This is a genomic window from Nocardia sp. NBC_00881, assembly GCF_045207455.1.
Taxonomy (GTDB): Bacteria; Actinomycetota; Actinomycetes; order Mycobacteriales; family Mycobacteriaceae; genus Nocardia.
Genome location: NZ_CP108798.1, coordinates 8,067,029 through 8,088,219, shown reverse-complemented (window position 1 = coordinate 8,088,219; position 21,191 = coordinate 8,067,029). Strand labels below are relative to the sequence as shown.

At 67.5% G+C, this 21,191-nt stretch carries 20 protein-coding genes; 12 read left to right on the top strand and 8 right to left on the bottom strand.

What is annotated here, in order from left to right:
* Positions 1 to 58: 58 nt before the first annotated feature.
* Positions 59 to 427, bottom strand: a complete 369-nt coding sequence (locus tag OH799_RS34435; protein WP_357272424.1) for an Rv2175c family DNA-binding protein — start codon at positions 425 to 427, stop codon at positions 59 to 61.
* A gap of 148 nt (positions 428 to 575) precedes the next feature.
* On the opposite strand from OH799_RS34435, the gene pknB reads away from it, so the two are divergent.
* Entirely contained in the window at positions 576 to 2,534 is a 1,959-nt protein-coding gene (gene pknB / locus OH799_RS34430) for a Stk1 family PASTA domain-containing Ser/Thr kinase (protein ID WP_406273179.1), read from the top strand.
* Between the two features lie 169 nt (positions 2,535 to 2,703).
* Here pknB and OH799_RS34425 read toward each other — a convergent pair whose 3' ends face one another.
* A complete protein-coding gene (locus OH799_RS34425; RefSeq protein ID WP_406273176.1) occupies positions 2,704 to 4,089 on the bottom strand; it encodes a class II 3-deoxy-7-phosphoheptulonate synthase in 1,386 nt (461 codons plus the stop codon).
* Positions 4,090 to 4,316: 227 nt separating this feature from the next.
* Between OH799_RS34425 and OH799_RS34420 the strand changes: the two genes are divergently transcribed.
* The gene (locus OH799_RS34420) at positions 4,317 to 4,817 is read left to right on the top strand and encodes a polyadenylate-specific 3'-exoribonuclease AS (RefSeq protein WP_406273173.1); all 501 of its coding nucleotides are present in this window, start codon (positions 4,317 to 4,319) and stop codon (positions 4,815 to 4,817) included.
* Between the two features lie 66 nt (positions 4,818 to 4,883).
* Here the strand turns inward: OH799_RS34420 and OH799_RS34415 are convergent, their stop codons facing one another.
* The 4 genes from OH799_RS34415 to OH799_RS34400 form a co-directional block, all read right to left on the bottom strand.
* Complete coding sequence (locus tag OH799_RS34415; RefSeq protein ID WP_406273170.1) at positions 4,884 to 6,503, bottom strand: cytochrome bc complex cytochrome b subunit; 1,620 nt, start codon at positions 6,501 to 6,503, stop codon at positions 4,884 to 4,886.
* On the bottom strand, positions 6,500 to 7,675 hold the full coding sequence (locus OH799_RS34410; protein WP_406282852.1) for a ubiquinol-cytochrome c reductase iron-sulfur subunit: 1,176 nt from the start codon (positions 7,673 to 7,675) through the stop codon (positions 6,500 to 6,502). The genes OH799_RS34415 and OH799_RS34410 overlap by 4 nt, the downstream gene beginning before the upstream one ends.
* A gap of 177 nt (positions 7,676 to 7,852) precedes the next feature.
* Positions 7,853 to 8,716 (bottom strand): c-type cytochrome, encoded by an 864-nt coding sequence (locus tag OH799_RS34405; RefSeq protein ID WP_406273167.1) that lies wholly within the window; start codon positions 8,714 to 8,716, stop codon positions 7,853 to 7,855.
* 61 nt (positions 8,717 to 8,777) lie between these two features.
* The gene (locus OH799_RS34400) at positions 8,778 to 9,389 is read right to left on the bottom strand and encodes a heme-copper oxidase subunit III (protein ID WP_406273165.1); all 612 of its coding nucleotides are present in this window, start codon (positions 9,387 to 9,389) and stop codon (positions 8,778 to 8,780) included.
* 176 nt (positions 9,390 to 9,565) lie between these two features.
* Here OH799_RS34400 and OH799_RS34395 point away from each other — a divergent pair, with 176 nt between their 5' ends.
* On the top strand, positions 9,566 to 9,994 hold the full coding sequence (locus OH799_RS34395; RefSeq protein ID WP_406273162.1) for a hypothetical protein: 429 nt from the start codon (positions 9,566 to 9,568) through the stop codon (positions 9,992 to 9,994).
* Positions 9,995 to 10,059: 65 nt separating this feature from the next.
* The gene (trpD, locus tag OH799_RS34390; protein ID WP_406273159.1) at positions 10,060 to 11,121 is read left to right on the top strand and encodes an anthranilate phosphoribosyltransferase; all 1,062 of its coding nucleotides are present in this window, start codon (positions 10,060 to 10,062) and stop codon (positions 11,119 to 11,121) included.
* A 150-nt stretch (positions 11,122 to 11,271) separates the two neighbouring features.
* On the opposite strand, the gene OH799_RS34385 is transcribed toward trpD, so the two are convergent.
* Together OH799_RS34385 and OH799_RS34380 are read right to left on the bottom strand one after the other, a co-directional pair.
* On the bottom strand, positions 11,272 to 11,547 hold the full coding sequence (locus OH799_RS34385; protein ID WP_406273157.1) for an Lrp/AsnC family transcriptional regulator: 276 nt from the start codon (positions 11,545 to 11,547) through the stop codon (positions 11,272 to 11,274).
* Positions 11,548 to 11,552: 5 nt separating this feature from the next.
* The gene (locus OH799_RS34380) at positions 11,553 to 13,409 is read right to left on the bottom strand and encodes a DEDD exonuclease domain-containing protein (RefSeq protein ID WP_406273155.1); all 1,857 of its coding nucleotides are present in this window, start codon (positions 13,407 to 13,409) and stop codon (positions 11,553 to 11,555) included.
* Positions 13,410 to 14,003: 594 nt separating this feature from the next.
* On the opposite strand from OH799_RS34380, the gene OH799_RS34375 reads away from it, so the two are divergent.
* From OH799_RS34375 to OH799_RS34340, 8 genes are all read left to right on the top strand, one after another.
* Complete coding sequence (locus tag OH799_RS34375; protein ID WP_406273152.1) at positions 14,004 to 14,576, top strand: C40 family peptidase; 573 nt, start codon at positions 14,004 to 14,006, stop codon at positions 14,574 to 14,576.
* Between the two features lie 219 nt (positions 14,577 to 14,795).
* Complete coding sequence (locus OH799_RS34370) at positions 14,796 to 15,860, top strand: NlpC/P60 family protein (RefSeq protein WP_406273149.1); 1,065 nt, start codon at positions 14,796 to 14,798, stop codon at positions 15,858 to 15,860.
* A 253-nt stretch (positions 15,861 to 16,113) separates the two neighbouring features.
* On the top strand, positions 16,114 to 17,106 hold the full coding sequence (locus OH799_RS34365) for a hypothetical protein (protein ID WP_406282849.1): 993 nt from the start codon (positions 16,114 to 16,116) through the stop codon (positions 17,104 to 17,106).
* 350 nt (positions 17,107 to 17,456) lie between these two features.
* Positions 17,457 to 18,584: a glycosyltransferase family 4 protein gene (locus tag OH799_RS34360; protein WP_406273146.1), complete on the top strand. Its 1,128-nt coding sequence runs from the start codon at positions 17,457 to 17,459 to the stop codon at positions 18,582 to 18,584.
* A gap of 29 nt (positions 18,585 to 18,613) precedes the next feature.
* Complete coding sequence (locus OH799_RS34355; protein ID WP_406273143.1) at positions 18,614 to 18,997, top strand: polyketide cyclase / dehydrase and lipid transport; 384 nt, start codon at positions 18,614 to 18,616, stop codon at positions 18,995 to 18,997.
* A 38-nt stretch (positions 18,998 to 19,035) separates the two neighbouring features.
* Complete coding sequence (locus tag OH799_RS34350; protein ID WP_406273140.1) at positions 19,036 to 19,473, top strand: SRPBCC family protein; 438 nt, start codon at positions 19,036 to 19,038, stop codon at positions 19,471 to 19,473.
* Positions 19,470 to 20,780, top strand: a complete 1,311-nt coding sequence (locus OH799_RS34345; protein WP_406282847.1) for an ArsA family ATPase — start codon at positions 19,470 to 19,472, stop codon at positions 20,778 to 20,780. Before OH799_RS34350 ends, OH799_RS34345 begins: the two co-directional genes overlap by 4 nt.
* Positions 20,770 to 21,183, top strand: coding sequence for a hypothetical protein (locus tag OH799_RS34340; protein WP_406273137.1), 414 nt, complete (start codon positions 20,770 to 20,772; stop codon positions 21,181 to 21,183). Before OH799_RS34345 ends, OH799_RS34340 begins: the two co-directional genes overlap by 11 nt.
* Positions 21,184 to 21,191 lie beyond the last annotated feature (8 nt).

Sequence of the window (21,191 nt, the reverse complement as noted above, 5' to 3'; positions counted from 1 at the left end):
CGCTCAGACGCGAGCCATTAGGGGGCCGCGAACACGCCGCGCCCGCGCGGCCAAAAATTCAGAACGGGTCGGCCGCCGCCCGGCGCAGCACTTCCCTGGCGAGGGGGCCGTGTAGGGCATCGATCGGCTTGCCCGGCAGGCTTTCGTCCTCGGTGAAGATCCATTCCAGGATCTCCTCGTCGGTGTACTTGGCGTCGCGCATCACAGTGATCAGGCCGGGCAGCGGCTTCACCACCGCGCCGGTGTCGTCGAAGAATCGCTCGGGGACGCCCGCCACGCCGCCTCTGCGGACGGCGATGAGCTGGTGGTCACGCAGCATCTGATGCACCCGGGTCACCACGAGTCCGAGTCGGTCGGCCACCTCGGGCAGCGGCACCAGGGCCACCGACTGCGGAAGGACGTCATCACTGCAGGGGAATGCACTCACCCGGACAACGGTAGACGGTTCCTGGTCGCCCGTCGTGAGACACCCAGGGCGGTTCGGTCGATACCATCGTGAGTGCCGCACGGGGCGGCTGATCGCTTGTCGCAGGTACGCGAGGGGTGAGAGCTTTGCGAAAGCCGGAGGACATCACTTGATCGGCCAGATGCTGGAAGGGCGCTATCGGATTGATGCGCCGATCGCCCGCGGCGGAATGTCGATGGTGTTCCGTGGGGTCGACACCCGCCTGGACCGCCCGGTCGCCATCAAGGTGATGGACCCGAAGTTCGCGGGCGATCCCCAGTTCCTGTCACGGTTCGAGTTCGAGGCGCGCGCCGTCGCCAAACTCAAGCATTCTTCGCTGGTCGCGGTGTACGACCAGGGCATCGACGGCGACCATCCCTTCCTGGTCATGGAGTTGGTCGAGGGTGGCACGCTGCGCGAGCTGCTGCGCGAACGCGGGCCGATGCCGCCGCATGCGGTGCGCGCCGTCGCCGAACCGGTGCTCGCGGCGATCGGTGTCGCGCACTCCGCCGGGCTGGTGCATCGCGACGTCAAGCCGGAGAATGTGCTGATCTCCGATGCGGGAGAGGTGAAAATCGCCGACTTCGGCTTGGTACGCGCGGTCGCGGCGGCCAATACCACCTCGGCGAGCGTCATTCTGGGCACCGCCGCCTACCTGTCCCCGGAGCAGGTCACCAGCGGCACCGCCGATTCACGCAGCGACGTGTACTCGTTCGGTCTGCTGATCTTCGAAATGCTCACCGGCCAGGTCCCGTTCACGGGCGACACCTCGCTGTCGGTGGCCTACCAGCGTATCGAGAACGACGTGCCGAGCCCGAGCCGATTCATCGCCGGAGTGCCGCCGGAGTTCGACGAGCTGGTCGCCAAGGCCACCGCGCGCGAGCCCGCGCACCGGTTCGCCGACGCGAACGAGATGGCCGCCGCGTTGCGGCACATCGGCGCGAAGTTGCAACTGCCTGCCTACCGGGTGCCCGCGCCGCAGGAGTCCGCCGAGCACCTCAGCGCCAGCTACCGGGCCGTGCCGCCGGATGGTCAGCCGGCCGGGGCGCATGCGTTCGAGCCGCACACACCGCAGCCCGTGCAGCACACAAAAGTGGTTACCGCGCAGCGGCCCCGACTCGACTATGGTCGGCCGGACGGCTACGACCAGCCGCAGCCGGTGCGCCAAGCACAGCCGGTGCCGCCGTATTCGGCTTACGGCAATGAACTCGGCAAGTCGCGCCGCATGGTGTGGTTGTGGGTGGCGATCGTCACGATCCTCACGCTGCTGGTAGGTATCGGCGGGTGGTGGCTCGGCATCGGCCGTTACTCGGCGGTCCCGCCGGTCGCCGGGCTGGACACCGACAAGGCGGTTGCCGCACTCCAGGATGCCGGTTTCGACACCGAGATACGGCAGAAGGCGTCGGACACGATCCCCGTCGGCGGCGTGGTCGGCAGTGATCCGTCGGCGGGGTCCAAAGTCACCAAGGGGTCGACGGTCGCGGTCCTGGTCTCCAACGGCAAACCCAGGGTTCCGGATATCCACCCGGGTGACGAGGTGTCAAAGGTCAACCAGTTGATCCGAGATGCCGGGCTACAGCCGATCGACGCCGGTGAGGAATCCAACACCGCCCCCAAAGGCACCGTCGCCAGACTAGATCCGAAGCCGGGGACCGTGCTCCCGCTCGGCGCGCAGGTGAAGGTGTTCCGCAGCAAAGGGTCGAAGCCGGTGCGCGTGCCCGACGTGCGTGGCCGCCCCACCGCGGAAGCGGTGAAGATGCTCACGGCGTCCGGAATCACCGTGCGCGAGAACCGGAGTCAGTTCGATCGCACGGTCGAGGCCGATCACGTCATCGGCACCGATCCCGCAGCGGGGACGACGGTGCAGTCGGGCGACGGCGTCGCCCTGCTCGTCTCCAACGCACTGAAGATGCCGAGTGTGCTCGGCACGACCGTCGGCGATGCCCGTTCCCGTCTGGAAGGTATGGGCTTGCAGGTGCAGGTCAGCCAGCTCGCGCGGTCGGATTCGTCGGTGGTGATCTCGCAGGCACCTGCTATCGGCGCCAACCTCGAGACGGGCAGCACCGTCTCTCTGGTCGCGCTCCCCTGATCCGTCGATACCGGGCACAACCAAGGTCGGACAGCAGGAACGGCATGGCCGCTGGTGCGGGACGCACGTCGCCCCGCAGACCGGCGGACGCCCGCGGCCACGAAAAGGGACCTGCCGATGCAGGCGGGAACCTCTGCTCATCGGATGCGAGCGGTGCGCCGACCACGGCTCAGCGCAGCATCTCCGCGACGAGGAAGGCCAGCTCCAGGGACTGCTGGGTGTTCAGGCGCGGGTCGCAGGCGGTCTCGTAGCGGCCGGAGAGATCCAGGTCGGAGATGTCCTGGGCGCCTCCGAGGCATTCGGTGACGTCTTCGCCGGTGAGCTCGATGTGCATGCCGCCGGGATGCGTGCCCAGCGCGTGGTGCACCTCGAAGAAGCCCTGCACCTCGTCGACGATGCGGTCGAAGTGACGGGTCTTGAAGCCCGTGGAGGCCTCGTGGGTGTTGCCGTGCATCGGGTCGCACTGCCAGATCACCTGGTGGCCGGTGGCCTGCACCTTCTCGATGATGGGCGGCAGCACGTCGCGTACCTTGGTGTTGCCCATCCGGGACACGATGGTCAGCCTGCCCGGCTCGTTGTTCGGGTCCAGCCGCTCGACGTACTCTACCGCCTGCTCCGGCGTGGTGGTCGGGCCGATCTTCAGACCGATCGGGTTGGCTATCAGCTCCGCAAACGCGATGTGCGCACCGTCTAGTTGGCGGGTGCGCTCACCGATCCACAGGAAGTGCGCGGACAGGTCGTAGAGCACCGGCTCACCGATCGCGTTCTCGCTCAGGCGCAGCATCGCGCGCTCGTAGTCGAGCACGAGCGCCTCGTGGCTTGCGTAGATGCGGGCCGACTTCAGACTCGGATCGGTCACCCGGCAGGCGGTCATAAAGGCCAGGCCGCGGTCGATCTCCGCGGCCAGCGCCTCGTAGCGAGCGCCCGCGGGCGACTTGGCTACGAAGTCGCGGTTCCAGTCGTGGACCTTGTGCAGGTCGGCCATGCCGGCGCCGGTGAGCGCACGAACCAGGTTCATCGCGGCGCTCGCGTTGGCGTAGGCGCGGACCAGGCGCGACGGGTCGTGCTCGCGCATCGCCGCGTCGGCGGCCAGCGAGTTCACCATGTCGCCGCGGTAGGACTTGAGGCCGAGGGCGTCGATGTCCGAGGAACGCGGCTTGGCGTACTGCCCCGCGATGCGGGCCACTTTCACCACCGGCAGGCTCGCGCCGTAGGTGAGCACGACTGCCATCTGCAGCAGGGTGCGGATGTTGCCGCGGATGTGCGGCTCGGTGTTGTCGGCGAACGTCTCCGCGCAGTCACCGCCCTGCATGAGGAATGCCTCGCCACGGGCGACCTGGGCCAGCTGCTCGCGCAGCTCCTCCACCTCGGCGGGCACGCAGATCGGCGGCACGCTCTCCAGCACGGTCCGCATCTGGGCCGCCTGCTCCGGATCCCAGGACGGCTGCTGCAGCGCGGTGCGTGCCAGCGTGTCATCCAACCGCCTGCGCAGCTCAGCGGGCAGCGGCGGCAGTTCCGGTAGGCGATCGATGGGTACGTCGACGGTCCAGTTCACAGGTCCCAGAATACGGACCGTCCGGATCGAAGAGGTACCCAGTACCAGGGCTGGAATCACCCCACCCAAGGGTGGAGTGATTCCGTACCCATGTGTAGCAACCACCGATGGACCCGACGTAAGGTGACGCATCGTGCCATGCACCGATCTGGAGAGCGACCGTCGGTCGCCATGCCGTCCGGGTGCCGCCGAATTCTTGCCGGCAAAATATCAGAGAGGCAGCTTGCTTGAGGTATTTCTATGACTGCGAATTCATCGAGGATGGTAGGACCATCGATCTGATCTCCATCGGCTTCGTCTGCGAGGACGGCCGGGAGTACTACGCCGTGTCCACCGAATTCGATCCGGGTCGCGCTGGCCCATGGGTACGCAAATACGTTCTGCCGCAGCTACCTCCGCCGTCGTCGCCGCTCTGGCGCAGCAGGCAGCAGATCCGCGACGAGCTCTACGAGTTCCTGCTGCCACGACCGAGCATCCAGCCGGAGCTGTGGGCCTGGGTCGCGGCCTACGACCACGTGGCGCTGTGCCAGCTGTGGGGTTCCATGGTCGACCTTCCCACCGCGCTGCCGCGCTATACCAACGAGCTGCGTCAGCACTGGGAGGCGCACGGCCGTCCCGAACTCCCGCCGGTCCCCCCGGACGCGCACGACGCGCTGGCTGACGCCCGGCACAATCTGGCCAAGTTCGAGGCCATCGAGGCGGCCCGCCGCTCGGCGCCACGCCTGTGACACCCCCATCGTGATACGCGACGGCCCCGAGTCGGTTTCGACTCGGGGCCGTCGTGCGCACGCGGGTCAGTGGCTGTGTTTGCCGTTCGCCTTCTCCTGAGCCTTCTGCAGCACCTTCAGCTGCCTGTGCTCTTCCTCGTGTTCGATCTCGAAGTGCTTATCGCTCTCCTGCCACGAGTCCGCGCGCAGGAAGCTACCCGTGCCCGGCTTGCCCGCCGCACCCAACTTGCTCATCTTCTTCGGCACCGGGGCGCCCTGATACTCCAGCGGAATCGGATGGCCGTGCTCGTCGACCGGGCCGAGCGGCTGGTGTACCTCGATGTACTCGCCGTGCGGAAGCCGCTTGATCACGCCGGTCTCGATGCCGTGCTCGAGCACCGCACGATCACTGCGCTGCAGGCCGATGCAGAACCGGTAGGTAAGGAAGTACGCGATCGGCGGCGCGATCAACAGGCCGATACGGCCGATCCAGGTTGTCGCATTCAGCGAGATGTCGAACTTCAGCGCGACAATGTCGTTGACGCACGAGAGCGTGAGTACCACGTAGAACGCGATGGACATGGCGCCGATGGCGGTGCGCACCGGCACGTCGCGGGGACGCTGCAGCAGGTTGTGGTGCGCGCTGGTGTCCCCGGTGAGCCGTTTCTCGATCCATGGGTAGGCGATCAACACGGTGAACACCAACCCCATGATCAACGCGACCCAGAACACGGCGGGCACCGTGTAGCGACCCAGATACAGCTCCCATGGCGGCATCAGACGCGCCAGACCGTCGGTCCACATCATGTAGAAGTCCGGCTGCGATCCCGCCGACACCTGCGACGGGTTGTACGGGCCGAGGTTCCAGATCGGGTTGATCTGCAACACCCCGCCCATGATGCCGACGATTCCGAGGGTGAAGGCGAAGAACGCACCCTGATCCGCGGCGAACACCGGCACGATACGGGCGCCGACCACATTGTTCTCGGTGCGGCCCGGCCCGGGGAACTGGGTGTGCTTCTGGTACCAGACCAGCGCCACATGCGCGGCGATCAACGCCAGGATGATGCCAGGGAACAGCAGCACATGCGCGATGTAGAGGCGCGGGATGATGATCTCGCCCGGGAAGTCACCGCCGAAGATCAGCCAATGCATCCATGTGCCGATGATCGGAATACTCATCGTGATACCGCCGAACGCCGCGCGCAGGCCGGTGCCGGACAGCAGATCATCCGGCAGCGAGTAGCCGAAGAACCCCTCGAACATCGCCAAGATCAACAACAGCGATCCGATCACCCAGTTCGCCTCCCGCGGCTTGCGGAACGCGCCGGTGAAGAAGATGCGGAACAGATGGATGATGATCGACGCCGCGAACAGCAGCGCGGCCCAATGGTGGACCTGGCGAACGAACAGACCGCCACGCACCTCGAAGGTGATGTCCAACGCGGTCTCGTATGCGCGCGACATGGTCACCCCACGCAGCGGCTGGTAGGCCCCGTTGTAGACCACCTCGCTCATCGACGGATCGAAGAACAAGGTCAGATACACACCCGACAGCAACAAGATGATGAAGCTGTAGAGCGCGATCTCACCCAGCAGGAACGACCAATGGGTCGGGAAGACCTTGTTGATCGACCGCTTCAGAAACGCGGCGGCGACATACCGTTCATCCGCCTCGTTGGCTTGGGCTGCCACAGAAGGACTCATGAGCGACGCTCCCAGTAGGCCGGGCCGAGCGGCTCGATGAAGTCGCCGTTGGCGACCAGGAAGCCCTCAGCGTTGACGGTGATCGGCAGCTGCGGAAGTGCGCGAGCGGCGGGACCGAAGACCGGCTTACCCCATTCGGTCGCCGAGAACTGCGACTGGTGGCAGGGGCAGAGGATCTTGTTGGTCTGCTGTTCGAACAGCGAGGTCGGGCAGCCGAGGTGGGTGCAGATCTTCGAGTAGGCGAAGTAGTCGCCGTAGTTGAAGCTCTCCTGACCCTTGCGCTTGATCGCCTTCTGCGCGTCTTCGGTACGCAGGCGGATCAGCATGACGGCGTTGCGGATACCGCGCAGCGACTGCAGAGTCGCGTGCTCGTCGCCACGCCACTTCTCCTTCCAGGGAAACACCGTCTCCATGGCGCCCGCGTCCATATCCTCGGGACGCACCAGAACGATGTCCTCCGGGCGACCGGTGTCGCGGCGGATGAAGACGGTCTCGCCCGGGTAGTCCGGCGTCCAGCCCGAGACCCACAGCGGCGACTTATCGCCCTTGGCCCACGGGTTCTTGATCATGCCACCGACGAATACCAGCAGCGCGCCGATGCCCAAAACGCCCACGCCGGCGCCCGCGGTGCGGGTGATCATCTTGCGGCGACCAAGGGTCGAGGTGTCCAGTGCGTCCTGCAGCTCAGCGACCAGGGTCCGCCGCTCGACCTCGGGCGATGGACCGTCATGCCGGTCCTGGATGGACAGCTCCGCCGGGATGAACAGCTTGCGGATCAGCACCACCGCGACGCCGATGACCAGCACCGAGATACCGAAGCTGAGCCCGACCAGCGGGGTGAACAGGGAGTAGAGCCCGTGGCCCTCTTCTTCCTTGCCCTTGAACTCCCAAGGCCAGAAGAGGAACACGCCGACCAGCACGGCCGCCGCGATGCCGGATATGGCGAACCAGAAGGTCACCGCACGCTCGGCGCGCTTCTCCGCACGGGTGCCCGGGATCGGGAAGCGCTCTCGCCGGTAGGCGACGTCTACACCGTCGCGCGCGGTACCGAGCTCGACCAGCTCGTCGCGCGACATCGCGTCCAGCTCCGCCTCGGTCGGCTCCGCCGGAGTGGCGTGCGCCGACTGCTCGTTCGACGGCTCAGCGTCGTGGCCCTCATCCGGCCGACCCATGTCGTCTCGCTCCTTTTCGCTCATGCCTCCGCCTTGCTAACGCTCGGCTCCGCCATGACCGAGAACTCGGCTGTGTTCATTGTTCGCTCGCTGCGCTCACTCATGCCTCCACCTCGCTGCGCTCGGCTCCAGCATGCGCGAAGCGCGCTGTGCCGACGATTCGCTCGCTGCGCTCGCTCATGACCTCGATCCGATCCACATCGCGGCGCCGACGACGAGGGTGATGCCGACCACCCAGATGGCCAGACCCTCGGTCGCCGGACCGAAACCGCCGAGATCCCAACCGCCCGGGCTGTGCTCCTCGGTCGCGTTTTTTACGTAGGCGACGATGTCGCGCTTCTCTTCCGGGCTCAGCTGACGGTCGGAGAACTTCGGCATGTTCTGTGGACCGGTGAGCATCGCGGCGTAGATCTGCTGCTCGCTGGCGGGCTCCAGCGGCGGCGCGAATTTACCGGAGGACAGCGCACCGCCGCGTCCGGTGAAGTTGTGGCAGGACGCGCAGTTCATCCGGAACAGCTCGGAACCACGGGCGACGTCCGGGCCACGCAGCGATTCCTGCGCGATTTCACCGTTCGCGTCGCGGAGGACGGTCGGGCCGCCGCCGTTGGCCGCCACGTACGCGCTCAGTGCGTCGGTCTGGTGCGCGTCGAACTTCGGCGGCTTGCGCTGCGCCTGGGCCTCGTTACGGGCCATCGGCATGCGTCCGGAGGACACCTGGAAGTAGACGGCCGCCTCGCCGACGCCGATCAGGCTGGGACCGCGGTCCGTCACACCCTGCAGGTTCGCGCCGTGGCAGGTGATGCAGGAGGTGTCGTAGAGCTGCTGGCCCTCGCGGATCAGCGCGGACTGGTCCTCATTCGCGGTCGCGCGCTGTGGGTCCGGCGTAAGCGCCGATGCCAGAAAGCCAGCTCCGACGAGGCCCACCAGCAACGCAAGCCCGCCCGCGATGCGACGGCGAACGCGGCGCTGCCTGCGCGTCTTGCTGGCCTCGCCGTTCCCGGGGCTCGCGGGCTCTGGCGCTGACGGGGGAGATGAACTCATCTGTGTCCCTTTGGAGTAGACGGAACCGACTTGTGCAGAAGCTTGTTGGGTCTGGCCCGGCTCAGCGGACGAAGTAGATCGTGGCGAACAGCCCGATCCACACGATGTCGACGAAGTGCCAGTAGTACGAGACGACGATCGCCGCGGTGGCTTGCGCGGGAGTGAACTTACTGACCTTGGTGCGGAGCAGCAGGAACACGAATGCGATCAGACCACCGATGACGTGGAGACCGTGGAAGCCGGTGGTGATGTAGAACACCGAGCCGTAGGCGCTGCTGGCGATCGAGGTGCCCTCGTGGACCAGGTTCGTGTACTCGTAGCCTTGGCCACCGACGAAGAACGCGCCCATGATCAGCGTGATGACATACCAGCGACGCAGGCCGAACACGTCGCCCCGCTCCGCGGCGAACACGCCCATCTGGCAGGTGAAGGACGACGCGACCAGCACGGCCGTGACCGGCACGGCAAGCTTCAGGTTCAGCTCGGTCGGTTCCGGCGGCCAGTTTCCGTTCGCCTGCGCGCGCGCGACAAAATACATCGCGAACAGGCCTGCGAAGAACATCAGCTCGCTCGACAGCCAGATGATGGTACCGACGCTGACCATGTTGGGCCGGTTCAGCGAGTGCACACGCTGGGTAATGGCCGATCCTGGGGTCCCTACTGCGGTCGTCACGGGGGTAAGTATGACTCGTCGTAGTACGACAGGAGTAGCCGGGTGCGAAACTGGCCGCTCCTTGTCGGAAAACGCACGGACAGACAGGCTCTCGACCAGGCATCGGCGTACATCGCCGGGTCGCGGCCGGACGGACGCATCGCAAGCATGGCAGGTGAGAGTAAGGAAAAGCTGAGATGGAGGCACCTGTGGGACCACGACCGTGGCGGCGGATCTTCGGGCGAGGCAAGCGAGCGACACTGGACCCGAGCCGGGCCGATCTGGTGGTGGTGGCGTCCAGTTTCGACGACGCGGAGGCGTGTTCGGCAGCGCTGGAGCGAGCCACCGCGCTGACGGACGCACCCGCGGTGTTGCGGCACCATCTGCGCATCCCGCCCCGGCATATCGAGACCGTCTGCGTGATCGCCGCCCAAGACGGATACGCGCCCGCGCCGCAGGTCGGCGGGCCGGGCACCGACGAACTCGAGACGCTGATCCTGCAGCGAGTCCAACTGCTCGACGCGCTGCACTGCTCGCAGGAGCGCTCGCGCATGGCCGGTCTCGCCCAACGTTACGACGGGACCACCGACGGCTGGGACGCTCTGCAACCGAACCCCCGCCCATAACCGGTCGCGGACTAGGCTGCTTCCCGACAAACTGGTGCGGGAACCAGTGTGACGGGAGATGTGGAATGAGCGTGCGCAGCTGGCCCCAGGTGCTCGGAACCCTCGCCGACGGTGGCAACCTGGCCGCGGACGACACGGCATGGGCGATGAACGAGATCATGTCCGACAACGCCACCACCGCACAGATCGCCGCGTTCGGCGTCGCCATGAAGATCAAGGGCCCGACGCCCACGGAGCTGACCGGCCTCGCCACGGGCATGCTCGAGCACGCCCGCCTGGTGCACATCGAGGGCGACGCGGTCGACATCGTCGGGACCGGCGGCGACCGCTCTGGCTCGGTGAACATCTCCACGATGTCCTCGATCGTCGTCGCCTCGGCCGGGATTCCCGTGGTCAAGCACGGCAACCGGGCCGCATCGTCGAAGAGCGGCGGCGCCGACGTGCTGGAGGCCCTGGGTGTGCGACTCGCGCTCGGACCGGAGGCTGTAGCGCGCTGCGTGCGCGAGGTCGGCATCGGGTTCTGTTTCGCGCCGGTGTTCCATCCCGCCCTGCGATTCGCGGGCGCGGCGCGCAGCCAGATCGGCATCCCCACCGTGTTCAACGTGCTCGGCCCACTCACCAACCCGGCGCAGCCGCGGGCCGGGCTGGTCGGCTGCGCGTTCGCCGAGCTGCTCCCGGTGATCGCGGGCGTGTTCGCCGAACGCGGCGCGAGCGCGCTGGTGGTCCGGGGTAACGACGGGCTGGACGAGATCACCACCTCCGACACCACCACCGCGTGGGTCGTCTCCGGCGGGCAGATCCGCGAGACGACCATCGACCCCGCCCGCATCGGTATCCCCCGCGTCGACCTGGACGCGCTGCGCGGCGGCGATGCCGAGGTGAATGCGGGCGTCGCCCGCGACGTGCTCGCGGGCGGCAGCGGCGCGGTCCGCGATGCCGTGCTGCTGAACTCGGCTGCCGCGATCGTGGCCTACGACTGGTCCCGTGGCGCAGGCACCTACGAGGCGGACCTGCACGCCGCGCTCGCCGCAGGGATGGAACGCGCCGCCGACGCGATCGACACCGGCAAGTCGGCCGCCCTGCTCGATCGCTGGGTGAAGCTGACACAGATGCTCGGCGATAGCTGAGACCCCGCCCTCCTCTCGCATCGGTGTCCCGCCAGCCTCGTCCCTACGACTCGCCCGAACGCTCTGGCGATGTGGCCGCCATACCGCGTCGGACGAGCACACCTTCTTTCCGGCCGAGAGCGTGCGGGTCGAACTGATCCGCCGGTGGGACTATTCCCCGAGCGAGAAGCCCGCCTCCACCTCGGCACGCGAGTAGGACTTGAACGCGATGTGGGTCGTGGTGCGCAAAACGCCGGGGGTCTTATCGATCCGACCGGTCACCACCTCAGCGATCTGCTCGTGGTCGCGCACCCGCACGAGCGCGATCAGGTCCACGTCACCCGCGCATGAGTAGACCTCGGTGACGCCCTCGGTGTCCGCGACCGCCTGCGCGGTCTCGGGGATGTGGCCGTTATCGGCGTGAATCAAGACGATCGCGGTAATCATGGTGCTCAGCCTAAGCGGTCGAGGTAGGCCTGCTCGCTGGGTTGGGCACGCGCCGCCGCGTCGGCCAATGCAGCCCAGCCCAGCCACCGCGCCGCGCTGTACATCTCCTCGCGGTACCCCTCGGTGGTGCGCACGATCCGCACCCCCGGCCGCGCCAGCCAGCGCACGATCAAGGCCACTTCTTCCGGTGCGGCGCCGCGCAGCGGAGGAGCATTCGCGGGTGAGCCGGGCGCCGAGACCTGCCCGAGGCCGGTAATCCCCGCGGAAGGCTGCGTGGCGCGGCGAGCAGACGCCTCGTCGAGCTCGATATTGACGAAATCCCCTGTGGTAACGACTGTTTCAGCGGTCGCAACGATCTGCTCCACAATCGGCATCGGCGGAACGCCACGCGGTGCGGTACCGGAACCCGCAAGGCGTCCGTAGCGGATGACGGCGAACTCCCAACCGCCGTTGCCGTCCGGATGCGCCGCGATCAGCTCGGCGACGCGCGCCACCGCTGCGAGCCGCTGGGTGCGGTGCAGCGCGCGCACCACCATGACGACGCGGTCTCGCAAGCGCGCAGCCGCCTCGAAAAGCTCCGCGTCCGAATGGCTTTCGAGGCGATCGAGGACAGACCGCAGCGGTGCGTCGGAGCGCCCGGCGAACAACGCGCGCACCGCCGCGGCGGCGGGAGCGTATTCCACCGCATCGAGCCGCCTCCCATCCGAGCCCGCCGGACACCCACCGACGAGCGCGGGCGGGCAGTCGTGGACCCCGCGCCGAGACAGCCGCGTTGTGCAGGTGCGCAGACCGGTGAACTCGGCGACGGTCACCCCGAGCTCCGTGGCCTCGTTACGAGAGTTGAACGGCCCCAGCGCATCCCGGTTCGGATCCCGGACCACCGAAAACCGGGGGAATGGCTCGTCGGTCAGGGTGAGCCACCACGCCCGCTTCGGGAACTTCGACCTCCGGTTATACGGCGGGGTATGCGCGATCAGCAGTCGCAGCTCCCGCACCCCGGCCTCGAGCGCGTGCGCGCATACGACGTGGTCGACCCGAACCGCCAGCGACACCATCTCTTTCATCCGCCCCCTGGTCTCCGAACCGGTGAAATAGTTGCGGACGCGACGGCGCAGGTTCACCGCCGTCCCTATATAGAGGACTTCGTCGGAAGGGCCGCGGAACAGGTACACACCAGGGGCCGCGGGCAGACCAGCGGCGAGGAAGCGCTTGGAGCGCTGCTGGGGCGTGACGCCGGGGAGATAGTCAAGCAACTCGGTGAAGCTGTGCACACCCTGGTTGCCGACGCGGCCGATCAGCGCGTGCAGCACATCGACGGTCGCGCGGGCGTCGTCCAAGGCACGGTGGGTCGGCTGAGTGGCGGCGCCGAGCAACCGGGCCAACGAACTCAGCCGTACCGAGGGCGCCTCGTCGCGGCCGAGCACCCGCCGGGCCAGCTTCACCGTGCACAACACCTGCGCGACGGGCCAGGGAGTGTCGCACTGCGCGGCGGCGGCGCGCAGAAACGCCATATCGAACCGCGCGTTGTGCGCGACGAGTACGGCCCCCGCGGCGAACTCCAGGAAGCCGGGCAGGATTGCCTCGATCCGGGGCGCGGCGTAGACCATCGCGGTGGTGATACCCGTGACGTGTACGACCGCGGGCGGAATCTCGCGCCCCGGGTTGACCAGCGTCGCGAACTCGCCTAGCACCTCGCCACCGCGCACCTTCACCGCTCCGATCTCGGTGATGCCATCGGTGCCGGGGCTGGTCCCGGTGGTCTCCAGGTCCACGACCACGAAGGTGGTGCCGTAGAGCGGTGTGTCGAGATCATCGAACGCCAACTGCTGTGCGGTGGCCTTGCGCGGCGCGGGGTCGGACACGGCGTGCAGCGTAGAGCCCCGGTACGACAGGAACAGGCACACGATGGACACCATGAAATGTCGAATTACTCCATGGTGATTTCACCCAGTTACCCGCTAAATGATCTAGAGATGCTGCAAAGTGATACAGATCACATTGTAGATAAATATGTATCAGATGCCCGGGCGTGTACGGCTGCGCACGTGCAGCCTCCCCCTACCGCAGAAGGCGGCTGCGGCGCACCGGCGCCCGAGCGGGCGACCACCCCACAGTTGCGATCGAATGCAAGGCGTTGAACTGGGGAAATAGTTAATGGTGCGACATCGAACGGTAGCCCTTCCCGTCGGGTGTCCACCGAAGTGGCGACACGGCCACTTTCCGATATCGCGCTGTCGTTATCTTTCCGTGATTGCTGGGACATATCTCACACCAATTAGCCGCGAAATCAGGCGATCGTCCACGTTTCGGATTCTGATGGCTTTACAAATCACCGTGATGCGTTCGTAATCTTTTCGAGACCTCACGGAGTCCGTCGCACCGAGTCGGTGCGGCCCCGACGAAGTCCGCGGCACCACCGGGTGCGGCGTCGTGAGGCAGATTGGGAGTACCGCATCATGACGACCAACACCGTCAAGCGACAGGCTCAGCGTGCCGTTGCCGCCGGGGCCGTCGGCGCTGCCACCATCGGCGCGTTTCTTTTGCCCGCCGCCCCCGCGTCGGCCCAGCCGGTGACCATCCCCGGCGTGGGAACCATCGAGGTCCCGAACGAGATCCAGATTCCTCAGGGTATCCCGGGCCTTCAGCTGCCGGCTCCGGCTCCGCTCCCGTTCTTCGCCCCCACGACGACGGCCGGTGAGGTCGCCCTCGACGCCGCCATGAGCAAGGTCGGCGCCCCGTATGTCTACGGCGCCGCGGGCCCGGACGCGTTCGACTGCTCCGGCCTGGTGCAGTGGTCCTACCGACAGGCGGGCATGGAGCTGCCGCGCACCAGCGGCGCGCAGCTCGCCTCGGGTGCCCCGGTGTCGCTCGACGACCTGCAGCGGGGTGACGTGGTCTCGTTCTACGGCGGCGGCCACTCCGGCCTGTACGCCGGTGACGGCAACATCGTGCACGCGTCCACCTCCGGAACGCCTGTGCAGGTCGCGCCGATCTCCTCGATGCCAGTAGCCGGCGCCCGTCGTTACTGAGAAACCGCTGATCGGACCTTGCGTAGCGCCCCGGGACCCAGGACGGGCGTGTGATCGTTTCGTTCTCTACTGGACATCGACCTGCGCCGTTCCGTAATCTAATCGAGACCTTTCATCGATTACCCCGGGGTCGAGCATCGCAAACCTCCGGCATCGACGAAGGCCTCTGCGTCGGTTTCACGAGAGATCGCTTCACGAGAGAACGGGGCACCGCGGGCTGTGGCTGGACATCACCGGGGACATCGCACGAAACGTCTGGCGGCAGCCACCCTCGCGGCAGGGGCCCTGGCCACCGCCCTCTGCGGTGGCGGTCCTGCCGGAGCGGATCCGGTCGCACTACCCGCGACGGCCACTGACGCCGTCCAGCAGATGATCGACCTGTCTCACCAATCCGAGCAGCTCAACCAGCAGGCCCTCGGCGCGCAGGCCGACCTCGACGCGAAGCTCGCCGTCCAGCGTGACGCCGACGCCAAGCTCGACGCCAGCACCGACATGGTCGACCGCGCCCGCGACGAGGTACGCAGGTATCAGCCTGTCATCGACCGCACCGCGATCGCCGCCTATCAGGGCGCACGCACCAACCGGCTGTTCGCGGTGCTGGTCAGTGACTCCCCCCAGCAGCTGCTCGACCAGATGTCCACGCTGGACGTGCTGTCCGCGCAAACCTCCGAGCAGCTCGACCATTACAAGAAAGCTACCGACGCCGCCCACGGGGCCGAAACGACCGCCCGTTCCGCCGCCGATGCCGCCCACGCGGCCGCCGAGAAGGCCGACGCGGTGCGCGTCGATCTGGAACGCAAGCGCAGCGACCTGGGCGGCGCCATCGCCCAGGTGGTGCAGGCGTGGGGCGCGCTGTCCACCAAGGACAAGTCGGCACTGGCCGGCTCGCCGTTCCCCCCCGGTTTCGACCGCGACACGTTGCTGCAGGGCCTCGTCCCCGGCAGTGGCACCAGCGCGCTGGCCGCCGGGCTCACCCGTGTCGGCGACCCCTATGTCTGGGGCGCCACCGGCCCGAGCCAGTTCGACTGCTCCGGCCTCGTCCAATGGGCGTTCAAACAGGTCGGAAAAAACGTGCCACGCACCAGCTCGCAGCAGGCTGCTTTTGGCACACCTGTCGCCGAGAAGGATCTGCAGCCCGGCGACGTCGTATTCTTCTACTCCGACATCTCGCACGTCGGCATCTACGCGGGCAACGGCCTCATGCTGCACGCCTCCACCTTCGGCGTCCCGGTCGCCGTAGCGCCAATGAGCTCGACACCATTCCATTCGGCTCGGCGATACTAGGTGCCGTGAGCGAGCGTCAGCGAGTGAACCGTGGGCACAGCCGAGCATCGCTCGGTCACGACGGAGCCGAGCGTCAGCGAGGCGCAGTCGTGAGCGAGCGTCAGCGAGTGAACCGTGGGCACAGCCGAGCATCGCTCGGTCACGACGGAGCCGAGCGTCAGCGAAGCGCAGTCGTGAGCGAGCGTCAGCGAGTGAACCGCGTGATCGAGCCGGGCAGTCGGCGCGACGCACCACACAGCGAGTCGTGAGTGGCATGCGGCGGCTGCGCGACTGGTGGTCGGCGCGGCGGCGATTCGAATTCTGTCTCACCGTCGGGATGGTGGTGCTGCTGACCGTGGTGTGCGGCGCGCTGCTCATGCTGCCGAACTCGGCGCTGTCGAAGCTGCGGGCGGCGCATCCGGCCACGACCGACACTGTCGGGCAGGTCGCGGCCGCCGATCCGCGGCTGGCCGAAGTGCGCCGCATCGTCGAACCGTTCGGACCGGTTGTCGCCCTCCCGGTGCCGACCGGCGACGGACAGCAGTCCCTGGTCGTCGGCCATCCTGCCCAGCGGATCGAAATCGACATCCTGGAACGCGAACTCGCCGACGCCACCACCGCGGTCACCGACGTATGGGGCCCGGACTGGGCACAATCCGCGCTGGTGGTTGTCGCATCCTCCCCCTCGGAATTCGCCGCCCTGGTTCGCGCGGGCAGCCTCTTGCCCTCTGAGGTCGCCGCTGCGTCGGTCGCCGACCCGGTCACGCCGGGCACCCGACCCACCGGCCAACGGGTCGTCTTCGGCCCCGACACGGGCCGACGCCTGGATCCCGAAGGTCTCACGACCCTGTTGCGCCATGAACTCACCCACGTCGCGGCCCGCGCTCAGACCGTCGACGGCGCACCTCTGTGGATGCTGGAGGGATTCGCCGACTACACCGCTTACCACGGCCGGGGTCATCGCTTCGCCGAGGTCGCTCCCACCGTCACCGCGCACGCCAGCGCCGGCGATCTTCCGCAGGACCTCCCGGCCGACGCCGAATTCTCCGGCCCCTACGCCGCCTTCACCTATGAAAAGGCCTGGTCCGTCTGCGCCTTCGTCGCCGAAAAGTACGATCAGCCCCACCTGGTACAGCTCTACCACCGAATCGCCGCGGCCAAGCAGGACACCACCGCCGAAGACCGCATCCTGCGCGAAGTCCTCGGCACCACCCGCGCCGACTTCATCACCGACTGGCGCTCCTGGCTTCAAGCCGGAACAACGTGACCCGCCGACGGTCCGCAAGCCCGCCCCGAAACCCGACAGCTCGCTCACCACACCTCCAGTTGGCTGGGCGCAAGTGTTCCGAACACCCTTCGCGGCCCGCTCATCAAGGAGGTCGTCGGCTTACAGCGGCGCACATCCACTCGCGTCCCGCCCAACACAACCCGTCGGCCCACCCCCGGTTCCGAGCGAAGCGAGACCTGGCATGACCGTTCGCGGCCCGGCTCGCGTCCGAGTGGCCGCCGCGTCCGCGACGAAGTCGCCAGCGGCGGTCGCTCGGACGCGAGCCATCAGGGGGCCGCGAACACGCCGCGCCGCAGGCGTGGCAAAACAAACACAGTATTTTGTTGCGCATGGCCCGAACTCTCCTGGTTACCAATGATTTCCCGCCACGGCCGGGCGGTATCCAGTCCTACCTGCAGGCGTTGGCCGGGGAGTTGCCGCCCGACGACCTGGTGGTCTACGCCCCGCGCTGGCGCGGCGACAGTCATCTGACGTTCGATGCCAAGCAAAAGTTCCAGGTGGTCCGCCACCCCACCACGCTGATGCTGCCGACTCCGCTCGTGCTTCGCCGCGCCGCGCGTCTACTACGCAGCGAGCAGTGCGACACGGTCTGGTTCGGCGCTGCGGCGCCGCTCGCGCTGATGTCCCCTGCGCTGCGCCGCGCGGGGGCCGAGCGCATCCTCGCCAGCACGCATGGCCATGAGGTCGGCTGGTCGATGCTGCCCGGTGCGAGGCAGGCCTTGCGAGCTATCGGCGAGCACACCGACGTTGTCACTTACGTCAGTCGCTACACCCGTAGACGGTTCGCCTCGGCGTTCGGGCCGAATGCGGCGCTGGAGTATCTGCCGCCCGGCGTGGACTCCGAGGTGTTCCGTCCGGACCCGGCGGCGCGCGCGGAACTGCGCGACCGTTACGGCCTGGACGACCGCCCGACGATCCTGTGCCTGTCCCGGCTGGTTCCCCGCAAGGGGCAGGACGCGCTGATTCTCGCGATGCGCGATATCCGTGAGCGGGTGAAGGGCGCGGTGCTGGTGATCGCGGGCGGTGGTCCCTTCGAGGAGAAGCTGCGCACGCTGACGATCGCAGCGGGCGTCACCGACGACGTGGTGTTCACCGGCCGAGTTCCGTCCGGCGAATTGGCCGCGCATCACACAGTGGCCGATGTGTTCGCGATGCCGTGCCGGACCAGGGGCGCGGGTCTGGACGTCGAGGGTCTGGGCATCGTCTACCTGGAGGCGTCCGCATCCGGTGTTCCGGTGGTGGCGGGCAATTCCGGCGGTGCGCCGGAAACCGTCATCGAGGGTAAGACCGGTCGTGTGGTGGACGGCCGCTCGGTGCAGCAGATCGCCGACGCGCTGGTGGAAATCCTCTCCGATCGGGATGCCGCTGCCCGGATGGGCGTCGCGGGTCGCGCGTTCGTCGAGCAGCAGTGGCGCTGGGACAGCCTGGGCGCGCGCCTGCGACAGCTGCTGCGGTGATCCGCGTCGGATCCATTACGCTCAGCGGAGTGAGCAGTATCCAGGTCGCAGATCAGACTTTCGTCGCGGCGCCGGGAGCCGCCGTCGCCGACCTGCTGGCGGGGCCGAACAATTGGCGCCGCTGGTGGCCGGATCTCACCTTGGAGGTCCGGGAGGACCGGGGCGACAAGGGAATCCGCTGGTCGCTGACCGGCGCGCTGACCGGAACCATGGAGGTGTGGCTGGAGCCCTCGCTGGACGGGGTGATCCTGCATTACTTCCTGCACGCCGAGCCGGAGCCCGCACTGCCCGCGGGCAAGCTCGCCGCGGCCAACCGGGCGCGGCGGGTCGCGGGCAAGACGATGTCGTTCGAACTGAAGTCCCGGCTGGAGGCAGGCCGTCCGGTGGGTGTCCCACCCGCGCAGGTCTCTTGATGCCCCTAGCACCGACGCTGAAAGGAATCGCTGTCCGCATGGCCGACAGGACCCAGAGGTCGATCATCATCGAGGCCCCGTCGCAGCAGGTGATGTCCGTCATCGCCGACCTGGAGTCCTACCCCGAGTGGGTATCGGCGGCGAAATCCGTCGAGGTGCTGGAGAAGGGGCCGGACGGCCGGGCCAAGACCGCGCGGTTCGTTCTGGACGCCGGGGTGGTCAAGGACAGTTATGTCCTGTCCTATGTCTGGCGGGCCGACCAGAAGGCGGTCAGCTGGACATTGCTCAGCGGTGAACTGCAGAAAGCACAGAACGGCACCTACGAGCTGATCGATCAGCCTGACGGCGGCACGGAAGTCGTCTACACGCTGACCGTCGATCTGAACATCCCGATGATCGGCATGTTCAAGCGCAAGGCCGAGAAGGTGATCACCGACACCGCGCTGAAGGAACTGAAGAAACGGGTCGAAGACTGACCGCGCGGGAGACCCGCGTCGAGCTGTTCATCGGCAAGGGTGGGGTCGGCAAGACCACGTTGGCGTGTGCCACCGCCATGTCCGAGGCCAGATCGGGCCGCCGCGTGCTGGTCGCCTCGCTCGATCAGGCGCATTCGCTGGGCGACGCGCTCGGCTTCCGCTTCCCGCACGATCCGGGCACCGTGGCCGGCGTCGCGACCGTGCTGCCCGGTCTGGACGTGATCGAGGTGGATTCACTCGCGTTGCTCGAGGACCGGTTCCGCGAGGTGGTGCGGTTGATCTCGACCGGTCACGGGCACGATCACGGCATCGATATCGCCGCGCTGGACCCCGCTGAGCTCACCGGGCTGCCTGGTGTGCAGGAACTGCTGATGCTGGTCGAGATCGCCGAGTTCGCCGCGGAGCGCGACTGGGATCTGATCGTCGTCGACTGCCCGCCGTCGGCGGACATGCTGCGCATCATCACCGCGCCGGACACCCTATTGGGCTATGTCGAGCGGATCTGGCCGCCACACGCGCGGGCGATGAGCGCGATCAGCACCGATTTGCGCCGCGCCGTGCTCGCGGCCACGGTCGAGCGAATTGTCAAGGCGGTCAAGGAGGTTCGCGATCTGATCGCCGACCATCGGCGCACCGGGGCGCGGCTGATCACGGTCGCCGAGCGGGTCGCGGTGGCCGAGTCCGAGCGGGTGCGTTCCGCCGCGGCGCTGCTCGGCCTGCGGCTGGACGCCGTGGTGGTGAACAAGGTGCTCCCCGACGTCGCGCCGCCCGCGGGTCCGGTCGAGGCCGAAAATCCTGCGGTGCACTGGTACCTGAACCGGTGCCGCGAACAACTGGACGTGATCGCCGAATTGCGGCGCAAGATGCTGGGTATCCCGGTAGTAATCGCGCAGCACGCCGGGCCGGAGCCGATCGGGCTGAGTTCGCTGGCCGCGCTGTCATACGCAGTGGACTCGATGAGAAACCTCGGCGATGCAGCGCTTATGCTGAGCGACAATCAAACGGAGGTCGACGTGGGTGCCGGCGAACCGGTGGTTCGTTGGGAATCGGGCGCCGGGTTGCAGTCGGTATACGCCCTGCGCATGCACCTGCCGGTGGTCGACGCCGCGACACTGCGCCTTGGCCGAGTGGAGGACGATTTGATCGTGGGAGCGGACGGTGTCCGCCGTCGGATGCGCCTGGCGCCGGTGTTGCGGCGGTGCGCGGTCGACGGCGCGGAGCTGGACGGCGGATATCTGGTGGTCCGGTTCCGGCCAGACCCTCAGGTCTGGTCGCACGCTTCCGAAGGTCACGGACATGACAGGTGACGCACACTCGCCGGAAGGCGACGCGACCTCGCCGGAAGGCATCGCCGAATTCGTGGAGGAACTGAAGCTGCTGGCCGAGGCATTACTGGAGCGGGTCGAGCCGGTGCTGCGGCGCGCCGCCGACGGACAGGTCGAATGGTCGAGTTGCAGTTGGTGCCCGGTGTGTGCGGCCGCCGCGCTGGTGCGCGGCGAGCATCACGAGGTGCTCGCGGCGGTCGCCGAGCACGGCACCGCGATCGTCACCGTGCTGCGCGAGGCGTTGGCCGGGGTACCGGTCGAACCGGTGATGCCAACCGACACCGACCCGGAAACCGGTGCGCAGCACCGGCACGGCACGCGCGCGGACGCGGACGGCCCCGCCCGTTCCCGTTACGTCGACATCCCCGTGACGACCAAGGCATGACACGCCAT

What these genes read in the sequence shown, in the direction of transcription:
- OH799_RS34350 (WP_406273140.1), top strand. Translation starts at nt 19,036, where the DNA reads ATGGCCGACAGGACCCAGAGGTCGATCATCATCGAGGCCCCGTCGCAG.
- OH799_RS34410 (WP_406282852.1), bottom strand. Translation starts at nt 7,675, where the DNA reads ATGGGTCGGCCGGATGAGGGCCACGACGCTGAGCCGTCGAACGAGCAG.
- trpD (WP_406273159.1), top strand. Translation starts at nt 10,060, where the DNA reads ATGAGCGTGCGCAGCTGGCCCCAGGTGCTCGGAACCCTCGCCGACGGT.
- OH799_RS34385 (WP_406273157.1), bottom strand. Translation starts at nt 11,547, where the DNA reads ATGATTACCGCGATCGTCTTGATTCACGCCGATAACGGCCACATCCCC.
- OH799_RS34340 (WP_406273137.1), top strand. Translation starts at nt 20,770, where the DNA reads ATGACAGGTGACGCACACTCGCCGGAAGGCGACGCGACCTCGCCGGAA.
- OH799_RS34415 (WP_406273170.1), bottom strand. Translation starts at nt 6,503, where the DNA reads ATGAGTCCTTCTGTGGCAGCCCAAGCCAACGAGGCGGATGAACGGTAT.
- OH799_RS34365 (WP_406282849.1), top strand. Translation starts at nt 16,114, where the DNA reads ATGCGGCGGCTGCGCGACTGGTGGTCGGCGCGGCGGCGATTCGAATTC.
- OH799_RS34405 (WP_406273167.1), bottom strand. Translation starts at nt 8,716, where the DNA reads ATGAGTTCATCTCCCCCGTCAGCGCCAGAGCCCGCGAGCCCCGGGAAC.
- OH799_RS34395 (WP_406273162.1), top strand. Translation starts at nt 9,566, where the DNA reads ATGGAGGCACCTGTGGGACCACGACCGTGGCGGCGGATCTTCGGGCGA.
- OH799_RS34360 (WP_406273146.1), top strand. Translation starts at nt 17,457, where the DNA reads ATGGCCCGAACTCTCCTGGTTACCAATGATTTCCCGCCACGGCCGGGC.
- OH799_RS34375 (WP_406273152.1), top strand. Translation starts at nt 14,004, where the DNA reads ATGACGACCAACACCGTCAAGCGACAGGCTCAGCGTGCCGTTGCCGCC.